The following is a 12,362-nucleotide window of genomic DNA, read 5'->3' on the forward strand; positions in this document are numbered from 1 at the left end:
CCGCACCGTCGGCGAGGCCACCCGCAACGGCAATGCCCGGGCGCACGAGATCGGCGGAATCGAGAGTCGCACCAGCAAGAAAACCTGGCGCTACCCCACCGCCCTCGACGCGGCGTACTTCACCCCGCTCGCCGCATGGGCTACAGCCTCAGCGACGTCAAGCAGATCGTCACCGCCGCTACGACCGACTGGTAAACCCCACTATTGCTACTACTGCCGGTGTTACCTCCATCCGCGCTCCCCGGGGGTAACACCGGTGGGCCCGCGTCGACGACCCGTGCCTCAGTCGACGGCGCTCCGCGCCGCGGCAGTCCCCAAGCGCCACCAAATACCCCCAGTTGGTGGGGCATGGTGCGGCCGCTCCCCCCCCGCCCCCAATGTGCACAGCCCAGCTGTCGCGGGGCTGGCCTGCACACAGTGGGGACGGCCGAGCTCGTCGACGAACCGGCGGAGGGCAGGGCCGAGCTCTGCGAGCTCGGTGGTCGAGCCGGCGTTGCCGGCACAGCATGGACCGCTACGCGGCCCGTTTTTTCGCCGTGAAGCCTTCAGCACTACGTGCCTTCACGGCAAAACAAACAAAGGGAGAGAGAACACAGACATGGGCAACCAAGCACTCATCTCTGATCGTCGGGATCATGCTGACGAGCGTCGGTGACATCAGTTTCTGGCGCAGCGTCGTCACCGCGGCTGAGTCGACCGCGTCCTACGAGTCGAGTGCGGCGGTCTTGTGGCCCGTCGGGCTGGTGTCGATCGGCGCTGGGGTCCTCTCGCTCACTGCCACCGCGCTCGTGAAAGCCCTCGCAGGACCGCGCATACTCAGGAAGTGACCGGCCCGTCATCGAGCTGTCAGGTCAGACCCCGTCGAGCGTGGGCGGTAGAGCGAACACGAGCTCGTCGATCTCTGCGCCACGGGCGGGTGCGTAGGCGCGCTGTCGGCGGATCTCGCTGAAGCCGTTCTTGGTGAGAACGGCGATGGATGCCGCGTTGTCCGCGGCGACTCGTGCATAGAGCGGACGCTCGGCCTCGCGGGCGACGAGCAGCCGCAGCGCGGCGGAGGCGACGCCGCGACCTCGCGCGTGGCGGGTGATCCAGAAGGTGACCTCGCGGTCGCCGTCGACGGTGAAGGCCGCGGCGGTTCCGGCGAAGCCGCCGTCGTCGGTCACGACGAGCATCGAGACCCGGTCGTCGGCGCGGTGGCGCTCGAGCCACGCATCGAACGCAGCACGGTCGGAGGGGTCGTCGGTGGTGAACGCGGCCTGCGAGACGGCATCCGGGTCGCGCATCATCTCGAAGACGGCATCCGCGTCGTCGTCTTCGAAGGGGCGGAGATCCACGTGAGTCACACCGGCACGCTACGCGGATGAAATCCGTCTCATTTACGGGTATCGGTGCGGCGCGAGAATCAGTACAGTTGTCCCGTCACGCATCGCGTGACGTATCCGGGGGGATCCGTCGACGCCCGGGCGCTGCATTTCTGGCACGCAGCCCGGGCGTCGAATGGGGGAGTTCCCCGATGCTCACTCTGCAGGCAGCAGCTGCGCCCGCAGGTCGTCGATGTCGGCCGCCACGGCGATCGCGCCGTCGGCCTCGTCTGGCGTGCTGAAGCCCCACGACACGAAGATGACCGGCACGTCGTTCGCGGCGCCGCCTTCGACGTCGTGGTGGCGGTCTCCGATGAGGACGGGCCGCGAGACGTCGACGCCGTCGGCGGTCAGGCGCCGGAGAGCCTCCGCCACGATGTCCGACTTCGAGCTCAGCGTCTTCTCGTCGCTCGTCGCCCCGACGATCTCACGCAGCCGGCGCGCGAGACCGAAGTGCTCCATGAGCGCCCGCACCTGGATCTCGGGCTTGGAGCTCGCCGTCGACTGCGGCACGCCCGCCTCATCCAGCTCGATCATGAGGTCGGCGACGCCGGGGTAGAGGCGTGCTCCGGTCGTGTAGCCGTCGGCCTTGCCGAGCACGCGGTAGAACGACACCGCCTCGGTCGCCTTCTCGGGCGACATCCCGAGGTTCGTCTGGAACGACTCGTGCATCGGCGGGCCGATCCAATGGATGAGCTCGTCGTGCGTCGGCGCCGGGTGACCGAAGTGCGCGAGCGTGATCGTGAGGCGGCGGAGGATACCCTCGGAAGCGTCGACGACCGTGCCGTCGATGTCCCACAGGACGCAGGAGAACGGCGATCGGGTCATAGGTCCCACCCTATGTGCGCGATGACACGGAGTACGGCGTGAGGGTGCCGTCGACCATCTCCAGAACGCGGTCGCAGTGCTCGAGGACGTCATGGTCGTGGGTCACCATGACGACGGCCACATCGGAGCGATGCGCCTGATCGGCGAGAAGCTGAACGACCTCGTGACTGCGCGCGCGGTCGAGCGCCGCGGTCGGTTCGTCCACGAGCAGAAGCGCCGGGGAGTTGACGAGCGCGCGGGCGATGCCGACCCGCTGCCGCTCACCGCCGGAGAGCTGACCGGGGCGGTGGTTCGCCCGATGGCTCATGCCGACCGCCTCGAGGAGCGCTGCGGGGTCGACCGAGGAGTTGCCGGCGATCCGTCCCGCGAGGCGGAGCTGATCGGCCGCGGAGAGGGCGGGGATGAGGTTGCCCGACTGGAACACGAAGCCGATCGTGTTGCGGCGGAAACGCGCGGCCGCGTTGTTGCCCAACGTCGCGAGGTCGGTGCCCTTCACCCGAACGGTGCCCGAGTCGGCGGTCGTCAGGGCGCCGGCCACCGCGAGCAGCGACGACTTGCCCGAGCCGGACGGTCCGACGATGGCCACGAGCTCGCCGGAGGGCACGGTGAGCGAGACGCCGTCGAGGGCGCGGATGCGGGTGTCGCCGTCTCCTCGTTCGAGGGTGACATCGCGGATGTCGAGAGCGGCGGTACGTGTGCGGGTGGTGGTGGTCATCGCTGTCCTCCGAGGGCGGTGAGGGGGTCGACGCGGGAGATGCGGAGCACCGCCGCGGCGGCGCCGATGAGGCCGAGCACGATGGTCAGTACGCTGGCGATCGCGATCGGTCCCGCTTCGAGGTCGAAGGGCATCGCGTCGGGCATGAGGGCGCCGAGTCCGACACCGGCGCCGATGCCGATCGCCGTGAACCCGACGAGAAGGATCGCGGCCTGGGCCATGCTGTCGCGCAGGAGGTATGCCCGGGAGGCGCCGACGGCGCGGAGGATCGCGATCTCGCCGGTGCGCTGGATCGTCCACACCGTGAAGAACGCGCCGACGACGAGCGCGCAGATGGCGTAGAGGAACACCTGGATCATCATCAGGGTGAGGGTCTCGGCCTCGTATCCGGGGGAGGCGTTGAACGCTTCGGTGCGCGACATCGACATCGTGCCGGCGGCCGCGTCGATGGCCGTGAGGTCGGTCGCTGCGGGCGCTTCGAGCGCGACCACGCTGGAGTATTCGTAGTCGAGAGTCGCGATCTGGTCGGCCGTCGGGGCTCCGGGCTGCGCGGTGTTGGACGCGATCAGACGCCAGGTGTCGATCGGGAGGTAGGCGACGTCGACGTGCCCGAAGGTCGCTTGACCCTCGGTGAAGCCGACGACGGTGAGCTCGAGTCCGATGCGGTCGAGCGTGACGACGGCGCCGAGCTCGACGCCCTCGCCCTCCAGAGACTCGGAGACGACGATGCCGCCGAGCTCATCGCCCACCGAGGCGCCGCTCGACACGGACGGGTCGAGGAAGCCCCCCGGCTCGATGCCGAAGAGGGTGAGGTCGATCTGCTCGTCGTCGCCGGTCGTGCCGTTGACGATGCTGACGCCCATGGGCTCCGCCTCGTCGACACCGTCGGCGCCGCGCCAGGCGGCGAGCTGCTCGCCGTCGACGAGCGAGCGGCTGAAGGCGTTATCGGTGATCGTGCCTTCGTCGAAGGCGAAGGCGGTGGCGCGCATCGACTTGAGTCCGGAGACTCCGTCGTTCACGAGACCGGAAGAGAGACCCGAGAGCAGCACGACGAGCACGGCGATCAGAGCGATCACGACACCCATCAGTGTGAACCGGCCTCGGGCGAACCGCAGTTCGCGCACAGCGAGGAACATCATCACGTCCTAAGGGGAGGAAGGTGGCGGGCGCCACCGAACCGACACACTGTCGGCATCTTCCTGACAGTGTGTCACTAACTTCGGACGAGGTCAAATGTCGCGCCTCTCGGAAGCTAGAACTCGAAGATCGTCGCTAACTCGTCCGATATGAGAACTGTGCGCGGAAGGCCCTTCAGCTCCTCTGGATCCACCTCGATACCGCGCACTCGAGCCGCTTGCGCATAGTCCTCCCAGGGGAACGACTCGCCGTCCGCTCCGTCGGCCCGAACGAGGTCAAGAACTTCGTCGATCACGTCCTGCGCGGCGCGCTTCCAGCTCACGGGCCTCACCCGCCCATGTGTGAACGAACTCACGCCGCGGTCCATGTCGAGGCGCACCATCGAATCATCCGACATCCGCAGATACTGCGTGATCTTCATGCTCATGGTGGGGCGTTTGCCACCGACAAGCGGTTCATCCAGCTCGCAGATGATGACCAGCCCTGTGACAGAAAGCTCCGACAGCACGAAGGCTCGCCGCTGGGCTGCTGCGCAGTACTCGCCGGCCGGGCGCAGAGGGATGTACCGGATCTGCTCGCCCCCTTCGCTCATGCTGGCGAGGTATCCGAGCGGGTGTCGCCGTGCACGCCTCCATCGAGAACCGCGATCACGCCCGCGATCACATCGTCGGCATCGGCCCCGTGCTCGACGAGCTGCATGCCGGCGTTGATCACTCCCTGCACGAGAGCCGCCTGGGTCGCGGCATCCGGAATCCGGAGCTCTTCGAGAAGGTGGCGAAGCGGCGCGGTGAGCGCGTCGTGCATCGCCATGATCGCCTCGACGTTCTTCGGCGAGATGTCGGTCTGTTGCAGTCCTGTGGCGAGCGTGTGCTTTCCGTCGGCCGTCATCCGGATCGTCGCGGTGACGTAGGCGTGGAGGCGATCGCGGCCCGGTCCGGCGACATCCATCGCGGTCTGGAGCTCGGCACCCCACTCGTCGAACGCCCGCATCGCGATCGCGGCGAGGAGGTCGTCCTTCGACGGGAAGTACTCGTAGAAGCTCGAGCGGGAGAGCCCGGCCCTCTCGCAGACGGATCGGGGCGTGATCGCGGCGACGCCGGCCTCTGCGATGATCGCCTTCGCCGAGGCGAGGAGCGCCTCATGTTGCGCGACGCGGTGTTCCGCGACGGTCGGGGCGGTGATCTTCGGCACGGCCCCATTATGGTTCTCGTCGATAAGACCCGCCCGGCCCGGTCGCCGTGTGGCGGGAATGTCTCGCCCGCTTCGCGCGCTGACATCTCCATGACGACATCCAGCACGTCCTCAGCCCACGCTTCCGGAACTTTTCGCATCGGCGGCGACCTCGAGGTCAACCGCCTCGGCTACGGCACGATGCAGCTCACCGGCCCCGGCGTCTGGGGCCCACCGAAGGACCACGACGAGGCGATCCGCGTTCTCAAGCGCGCCGTCGACCTCGGCGTGAACTTCTTCGACACCGCCGACTCGTACGGCCCCTACGTGGCAGAGGAGCTCCTCAAGGAGGCCCTCCACCCCTACGGCGACGACGTCGTGATCGCCACGAAGGCGGGGCTCACGCGCACCGGACCCAACGAATGGCCGCCGCTCGGACGCCCCGAGTACCTCCGTCAGGAAGCCGAGATGAGCCTCCGCCGCCTCGGTCTGGAGCGCATCGACCTCTTCCAGCTGCACCGCATCGACCCGCAGGTTCCGCTCGAGGACCAGGTCGGCGAACTGAAGAAGCTCCAGGACGAAGGCAAGATCCGCCACATCGGGCTCTCCGAGGTCACTGTCGATCAGGTGAAGGCCGCGCAGCAGATCGCGACGATCGTCTCGGTGCAGAACCTCTATAACCTGCAGAAGCGGGATGCCGAAGAGCTGCTCGATTGGTCGACGGAGCAGGGCATCGGCTTCATTCCGTGGTTCCCGCTCGCCACCGGCGGTCTCACCGGCGCAGACTCGCCTCTCAGCGAGCTCGCCGAGCGCAAGCAGGCATCCCCGGCCCAGATCGCGCTCGCCTGGCTGCTGAAGCGCTCGCCGGTGATGCTGCCGATCCCCGGCACCTCCAGCGTCGCCCACCTCGAGGACAACCTCCGCGGCGCCGAGATCGAGCTCACCGACGACGAGTTCGACGAGCTCTCGAAGCTCGGAGCCTGACGGGCTCGGGCTGAGAGGCTCGGGCGCGCCGCGTCAGAACAAGCGCGGCGCGCCCGACTCGATGCCCTTCATGGCGTCATAGTCGAGCGTGACGCAGCGGATGCCGCGATCGGTGGCGAGCACCTTCGCCTGCGGCTTGATCTCCTGCGCCGCGAAGACCCCCGTGACGGGCGCAAGATGCGGGTCGCGGCCGAGCAGCTCGAGGTAGCGCGTCAGCTGCTCGACACCGTCGATGTCACCGCGGCGTTTCACTTCGACGGCGATCGTGCCACCGGCGGGATCGCGCAGCAGCAGATCGACCGGACCGATCGCCGTCGGGAACTCGCGGCGGACGAGCGTCAGATCTTCGCCGATGACCTCGACCTGTTCCGCGAGCAGGCGCTGCAAGTCGGCCTCGACGCCGTCCTTGATGAGACCGGGGTCGACCCCCAGCTCGTGAGACGAGTCGTGGATCACCTCGTAGAGGCGCACGACGAGGGTGTCGCCCGACTTCGCGTGCGTCACCCGCCACTGCTCGACGACCTGCTCCTCGACATCCGGGTCATCCTCGGGCGTCTCGACCGTGAGCGTGCAGGGCGGGCTCATCCAGTTCAGCGGCTTGTACGAGCCGCCGTCGGAGTGCACCAGCAGGCTGCCGTCGCCTTTGTGCACCAGCAGCCGGGTAGCCAGCGGAAGGTGAGCATTGAGGCGCCCCGTGTACTGAACGGAGCAGCGGGCGATGACGAGACGCACCCGTCGAGCCTAAGCGCTATCGCCGGGCGTCGTCGGCCTCGGCCCTCGTTCGAGCGGTGTCGTGGTCGGCGGGCCGTGGACGGAGAGCTCGTAGATGATCTCCAGACCATCCTCGTCATCCCACTGCTCGCCTCGCTCGACGAACCCGTAACCGTCGATCAGGGCTCGGGACGCGCCGTTGTCGGGACTGATCGTCGCGCGTACGGTTCGCACGTCGGGGTGGGTGCGAGTAACGTCCAGAAGGATCTCGAGCGCCTGCCTCGCATATCCGCGGCGACGCAGCGCGGGGTCGACCCGATAGCCGACCTCGACCATTCCGCTCTCATCAGGCGGGCCGTGGAAGCCGGCGACGCCGACGGCCGCGCCGAGGTGGGGATCGATGATGAGCCGGGTGATCCACGGAGCGTCACCGGGCGCGTTCCTGACCTGCGCGCTGCGGTACCGCCAGAGCCAGTCGCATTCCGGGCCTGTGAGGAACGGGTTGGCGTAGATCGGCTCGAGGCCCGCTGAGTCGCCCGAACCGAGGGCATGGAGCACCTGGTCGGGGACCATGTCGAGGTGGACGGCGGTGCCGGGGTCCGGGTGATGCCAGGGCTGTGTGGAGATCGTCATTGCGGATGATCCTGGCAGAGCAACGCCGCGGGCGCGCGCCCGTGTGTTCAGCCGAGATGCGCGGCGACGGTCGGGATGAGGATGGGCGCGTTGACGGCTGCGTGGAGCACCATGCAGGCGACGAGATTGCGGCGCCAGAGGTACAGCACGTAGATCGCCACGGTTCCACTCGCGTGATAGAGCAGCCATTCGGGTCCGAAGGTGAACAGATGCGGCACGACGAAGAACGGAAGGGTCGTGGCGACGGCGACCCAGCGTCGCCCGGTGAGCTCGGTCACCCGTTCGAGCGGGTAGCCGCGGAACAGTATCTCTTCGCAGATCGCGGCGCTGAGGATCATCGCGACGACCACCAGGATCGGGAGCGCGGCGATGGTGGCGGAGCCGGAGTCGGGCGATGTCTGCGGACGGATCAGCTGCGCGAGCCAACTCCATGCCATCGCGCCGCCGAAAAGGATGAGTGCCCACTCGAGGTCTTTGCCCGTCGGTCGCACGATGCGCAGTGACGAGAGCCGACGCCGTTCGACACCGAAAACCCAGGCGATGACGAGCGCTGTCGCGAGCACGTTCCAGAAGATCGCGGCTGCCGGGCCGGTAAGACCGATGGCTGCGAGCGCGGGGCGGGGGTCGGTTCCCGCCGCGTGGAGGATCGCCGGCAGCCACATGGGCGACCACGCGAGCCCGATGCCGACGAGCGCGATCGCCCACGAGAGAGCACGGGGGCGCGGGCGCTGGGGCTCTGCCGGCGCTGCCTCCGCTGGTGCTACGGCGGGGTTCGATTCTGATTCCACGACATCAGAGTAGCTACTCTAGAGTGATCGCTCTAGTAATGATTCGAGGGCTATCGTGGCTCCCGTGCCACGCCGCCGCGATCCAGAACGCTTCGAAGAGCGACGCTCGGTGATCCTGGATGCCGCGGCGGCCGAGTTCGCGGCATCCGGATACGCGGCCGCCACCACCGCATCGATCTACCGTCGCGCCGGAGTGTCGTCGGGCACGCTGTTCCACTACTTCCCGACGAAGCTCGACCTTCTGCTCGGGGTGCTGGAGTCGGGGCGTGCAGAGACGGCTCGGGCGCTCGCGGACATCGCGGAGGGAGCCGCGGGCACGGACGCCGTGCTGGCCTATGCCGCGCACGTCGAGGCGGAGCTCGCCGACGAGTTGTACCCCGGTCTGGTCCGCGCAATCGGCGACGTCGAGCGGCTCGAACCCGTGCGCGCAGCTCTCGCGGCCGAGACCGCGGCGATCGACGACTTCCTTGCGCGGAACCTCGTCCGCGCGCTCGACGAGGACCCCGCGACGTGCGCCGGCCAGGCCCGCGCGATCCGCTGGCTGCTCGATGGTGCAGCAGCCGACGCGCTCGCCGCGCCCGTCCCGCCCGGATCTCTCGTCGACGCGGTCCGCGCCCTGCTCGATGGCATGGGGGTGCTGTGGCCGAGGTCTTGAGCTGGCCGCGCCCCCAATCCGCGGGTTGTCCCGTCCTGCGTGGGTTGTGCCGTCGTCCGCCGGTTGTCCCGTCGTCAGGTTCAACTGCCGTTGAAGCCACCGCAGGCCGTCGGCGAGCACGGTTGAGCCTGTCGGCGGGACGGCGCAGCTCCGAAAGCGGCCCGCAGCATCACATTGCAGGGGGCTCGGCCGTCTGCCTGGTCTGCCGCGTCGGCATGAGCCTCGGAGCTCGGGCATCAGCGGTGCCGTCACCAGGCTCAGCGGACGCGAGGGCGCCGCAGGCCGTCAGCGAGCACGGCTGAGCCTGTCGACGGGACAGGGTCGCTCCGCTCACGCGACCCCCGCGCGTCGTCGCGCCCGGATCCTCCGTCCTCTCGACAGGCTGCGCGGCTGTCGCGGCATCGTAAACCGACCCTGAGAACGGGCCGAGCCTGTCGACGGGACCCGTCAGTAGTGGCCCCTGCCGATCACGGCGTGCCGCACCCCGCCGCGCGGATCGGCGACGTCGTCGGCGAACCGGGGAATGACGTGGATGTGAGCGTGGAAAACCGTCTGCCCCGCGGCGACACCGTCGTTGAACCCGACGTTGTAGCCATCGGGGTGGTGACTCTCGTCGAGCTGCAGCTTGATCAGGCTGATGAGGCGCATCGCGTCGCGGAGCTCGTCCGCGGTCGCGTCGAACCAGCTCGCGATCGGCCGCTTCGGAATGACGAGCGTGTGCCCGGGCGACACCGGGTTGGCGTCGCGTATCGCGAAGACGAGATCGGCCTCGGCGACCCGGTCCGCCACGGGCACCATCTCGAACACCGAGCGCGACGTCATCCGTCCACTCAACCGGATCGGCGGTGAAGCTGCCAGCCCACCCGGCCGCACGGTCAACCGAGGTCCCAGTTCGGCCGGGAAAGGCGGCGGGATACCCGGCCCAAGTGGGACCTCGCGGCGCGGGACGGGTCAGTGGCGGCCGGCGCCGACCTTCGCTCCGGGAAGGGGCTTCGCCGCGGACGAGGCGAGGCCCGAGGCTGCGACGAGCACGACCAGGATGAACAGCGTCGGCAGCAGGCCGATGTGGTCGCTGATGAACCCGAGGACGGGTGGCCCGCACAGGAACGCGACGTAACCGATGGTCGCTGCGGCGCTCACTCGCGCGGCCGCGCGGGCCGGGTCGTCGGCGGCGGCCGACATGCCGAGCGGGAAGCCGAGCGATGCCCCGATGCCCCACAGGGCGGCGCCCACGAAGACGAGCGGCAGGTTCGGGGCCAGGATGAACAGCAGGATGCCGGCTGTCGCGGCCACCGCGAGCACGCGCAGCGTCGCGACGCGGCCGAAGCGGTCGACGAGGGGTCCACCGAAGACGCGGACGACGGTCATCGACACGCTGAAGACGGTGAGGGCCGCGGCGCCGATGGCGGCTGTTCCGCCCTCGTGCTCGACCACGCCGAGCGCGAGCCAGTCGTTGGCGCCGCCCTCGGCGAAGGCCATGCCGAGCATGATGATGCCGAGGGTGTAGGTCCGCGGCTCGCGCCAGGCCGACAGCGAGACCGCGAGGCGCTGACGCCAGCCGGGCGCGGGGCCGTCGACGCATGCCGCCTCCGGCGATGCGGTGTCGGCGGCGACGGCATCGGTGACCGCGCGACGCGGCACGCTCGCGATCGCGACGATCGCGAGCACGACGATGAATGCGGCGATGGTGACGGCGTGGACGGCGACACCGATGCGCAGGCTCGCGGCGATGGCGCCGAGCCCGGCGCCGATCACGGTTCCGAAGCTGAAGAACGCGTGAAACAGCGGCAGGATCGTCTTGCCCGACTGCGTCTCGATGGCGGCGCCGTCGACGTTCATCATGACGTCGAGGCATCCGTTGCCGAACCCGAAGAGCGCGAGGCCGACGATGAGCATCGCGTACGAGTGGAAGAAGCCGCTGCCGAGCCCGAGGATCGCCAGCCCGATCGACAGGACGATCAGCACGCCGAACATGCCGGTGCGCGTACCGAGCCGCGCGATGATGACCGAGCTGGCCGAGAGCCCGAGGATCGAGGCGATCCCCATCGCGAGCAGGGCGAGGCCGATCTCGCGGTTCTCGATGCCGAGGTCCGCTTTGATCGTCGGCACGCGCGCCGCCCAGGTGGCGATGCTCAGGCCGCTCGCGGCGAAGATCGCGAAGACGGCGTTGCGCCAGCGCAGGTAAACGGAACGGGAGAGCACGTCGGTCACGGGGTCAGCGTACCGAATCGATTCGATGTCGCACCACGGCCAGGTACGATCAGGGCGTGAACGCTCGTCGGCCCACCATCTCGGATGTCGCGCACGCGGCCGGGGTCTCGCCGTCGACGGCATCCGTCGTCTTCAGCGGCAAGACTCCCGTCAGCGACGCGACCCGGGCGAAGGTCCTCGCAGCCGCCGCCGAGCTCGGATACCTCGGCCCTGATCCGCGCGCGGCGTCGCTCCGGCGTGGCCGCAGCGGCATCATCGGCGTCGTCAGCGGCGGGCGGCTCGGGAGCGTCTTCGGCGATCCCGTCATGCGCACCACGATGGACGCGCTCGCCGACGCGGTCGCCCCGATCGGTGCCGGATTGCTGCTGCTGCGCGAGGGCAGTGTCGTCGCGGGCGAGCCGACGCTCATGACGGCGCCCATCGACGCGGCCGTGCTGATCGGATGCAGCGCGCTGCTGCGCGATCACCTCGCGAGCGTTCGCGCCCGCGGCATCCCGGTCGTCGTCATCGAGGGCGATGGGGGAGAGGGGGTGCCCCGCATCGCGCTCGACAACCGCGAGGCCCAGCGCCTGGCCGCGGAGCACGTGCAGGGCCTCGGTCATACGAACGTCGTCGCGGTGACGATGCCGGTGCGCTGGGGGTCGGAGTCGGGCTGGCTCTCGCACGACGACGAGCGCACCGCGTCGGTCGATGTGGTGGCCGACCGGCTCGCCGGATTCCGCGATGTGTTCCCGGATGCTGCCGCCTACGCAGCCGTCGACAGCTCGATCGACGCCGGTGCCGCGGTCGGTCGCGCCCTCTTCGCGGGCGGCGGACCCCACCCGACGGCCATCGTCGCGCAGAGCGACCTGCTCGCCGTGGGCGTGCTCCGCGCGGCAGAGGAAGCCGGACTGCGCGTACCCGACGATGTCAGCATCACGGGATTCGACGGCATCGTCGTCGATGGACTCGCGCCCTACGAGCTCACCACCCTCGTGCAGCCCGCGTGGCAGAAGGGACGGGCCGCAGGCGAAGCCGTGGCCGCGCTGCTGGGAGGCGACACGCCCGACTCGCAGTGGTTCACCAGTACGTTCCGTCTCGGGAACACGACCGGGCCCGTGGCTGTCAAGTATTAGTTCGCGGGGAGCGGACCGTCATCCTGTCGGTAAGATGGATGACACGACCCCCCA

At 69.1% G+C, this 12,362-nt stretch carries 15 protein-coding genes; 4 read left to right on the forward strand and 11 right to left on the reverse strand.

Annotated features, from left to right (window positions below; genetic code table 11):
* Positions 1-506 precede the first annotated feature (506 nt).
* Entirely contained in the window at positions 507-827 is a 321-nt protein-coding gene (locus tag QUC20_RS00215; RefSeq protein WP_289330544.1) for a hypothetical protein, read from the forward strand.
* 24 nt (positions 828-851) lie between these two features.
* Here the strand turns inward: QUC20_RS00215 and QUC20_RS00220 are convergent, their stop codons facing one another.
* From QUC20_RS00220 to QUC20_RS00245, 6 genes are all read right to left on the reverse strand, one after another.
* Positions 852-1,343 (reverse strand): GNAT family N-acetyltransferase, encoded by a 492-nt coding sequence (locus QUC20_RS00220; protein WP_289330545.1) that lies wholly within the window; start codon positions 1,341-1,343, stop codon positions 852-854.
* Between the two features lie 174 nt (positions 1,344-1,517).
* Positions 1,518-2,189, reverse strand: coding sequence for an HAD hydrolase-like protein (locus QUC20_RS00225; RefSeq protein ID WP_289330546.1), 672 nt, complete (start codon positions 2,187-2,189; stop codon positions 1,518-1,520).
* A 10-nt stretch (positions 2,190-2,199) separates the two neighbouring features.
* Positions 2,200-2,904, reverse strand: a complete 705-nt coding sequence (locus tag QUC20_RS00230; RefSeq protein WP_289330547.1) for an ABC transporter ATP-binding protein — start codon at positions 2,902-2,904, stop codon at positions 2,200-2,202.
* On the reverse strand, positions 2,901-4,043 hold the full coding sequence (locus QUC20_RS00235) for an ABC transporter permease (RefSeq protein ID WP_289331543.1): 1,143 nt from the start codon (positions 4,041-4,043) through the stop codon (positions 2,901-2,903). Before QUC20_RS00235 ends, QUC20_RS00230 begins: the two co-directional genes overlap by 4 nt.
* Before the next feature lie 113 nt (positions 4,044-4,156).
* Positions 4,157-4,633 (reverse strand): hypothetical protein, encoded by a 477-nt coding sequence (locus tag QUC20_RS00240; protein ID WP_289330548.1) that lies wholly within the window; start codon positions 4,631-4,633, stop codon positions 4,157-4,159.
* Positions 4,630-5,232, reverse strand: a complete 603-nt coding sequence (locus QUC20_RS00245; RefSeq protein WP_289330549.1) for a TetR/AcrR family transcriptional regulator — start codon at positions 5,230-5,232, stop codon at positions 4,630-4,632. Before QUC20_RS00245 ends, QUC20_RS00240 begins: the two co-directional genes overlap by 4 nt.
* Before the next feature lie 90 nt (positions 5,233-5,322).
* Between QUC20_RS00245 and QUC20_RS00250 the strand changes: the two genes are divergently transcribed.
* The gene (locus tag QUC20_RS00250) at positions 5,323-6,195 is read left to right on the forward strand and encodes an aldo/keto reductase (RefSeq protein ID WP_289330550.1); all 873 of its coding nucleotides are present in this window, start codon (positions 5,323-5,325) and stop codon (positions 6,193-6,195) included.
* Positions 6,196-6,228: 33 nt separating this feature from the next.
* Here the strand turns inward: QUC20_RS00250 and nucS are convergent, their stop codons facing one another.
* From nucS to QUC20_RS00265, 3 genes are read right to left on the reverse strand one after another with little or no spacing between them, the layout of a single operon-like run.
* Positions 6,229-6,927, reverse strand: coding sequence for an endonuclease NucS (gene nucS / locus QUC20_RS00255; RefSeq protein WP_289330551.1), 699 nt, complete (start codon positions 6,925-6,927; stop codon positions 6,229-6,231).
* A gap of 9 nt (positions 6,928-6,936) precedes the next feature.
* A complete protein-coding gene (locus tag QUC20_RS00260) occupies positions 6,937-7,539 on the reverse strand; it encodes a GNAT family N-acetyltransferase (protein WP_289330552.1) in 603 nt (200 codons plus the stop codon).
* A gap of 47 nt (positions 7,540-7,586) precedes the next feature.
* Positions 7,587-8,327: a CPBP family intramembrane glutamic endopeptidase gene (locus QUC20_RS00265; protein WP_289330553.1), complete on the reverse strand. Its 741-nt coding sequence runs from the start codon at positions 8,325-8,327 to the stop codon at positions 7,587-7,589.
* A 64-nt stretch (positions 8,328-8,391) separates the two neighbouring features.
* Between QUC20_RS00265 and QUC20_RS00270 the strand changes: the two genes are divergently transcribed.
* On the forward strand, positions 8,392-8,982 hold the full coding sequence (locus QUC20_RS00270) for a TetR/AcrR family transcriptional regulator (protein ID WP_289330554.1): 591 nt from the start codon (positions 8,392-8,394) through the stop codon (positions 8,980-8,982).
* 447 nt (positions 8,983-9,429) lie between these two features.
* Here the strand turns inward: QUC20_RS00270 and QUC20_RS00275 are convergent, their stop codons facing one another.
* Both QUC20_RS00275 and QUC20_RS00280 read right to left on the reverse strand, forming a co-directional pair.
* Complete coding sequence (locus QUC20_RS00275) at positions 9,430-9,804, reverse strand: HIT family protein (protein ID WP_289330555.1); 375 nt, start codon at positions 9,802-9,804, stop codon at positions 9,430-9,432.
* Positions 9,805-9,933: 129 nt separating this feature from the next.
* Entirely contained in the window at positions 9,934-11,193 is a 1,260-nt protein-coding gene (locus tag QUC20_RS00280) for an MFS transporter (RefSeq protein WP_289330556.1), read from the reverse strand.
* Between the two features lie 56 nt (positions 11,194-11,249).
* On the opposite strand from QUC20_RS00280, the gene QUC20_RS00285 reads away from it, so the two are divergent.
* Positions 11,250-12,308 (forward strand): LacI family DNA-binding transcriptional regulator, encoded by a 1,059-nt coding sequence (locus tag QUC20_RS00285; RefSeq protein ID WP_289330557.1) that lies wholly within the window; start codon positions 11,250-11,252, stop codon positions 12,306-12,308.
* Positions 12,309-12,362: the final 54 nt, after the last annotated feature.

The organism is Microbacterium arborescens (genome assembly GCF_030369635.1).
In the GTDB taxonomy this organism is placed as follows: Bacteria; Actinomycetota; Actinomycetes; order Actinomycetales; family Microbacteriaceae; genus Microbacterium.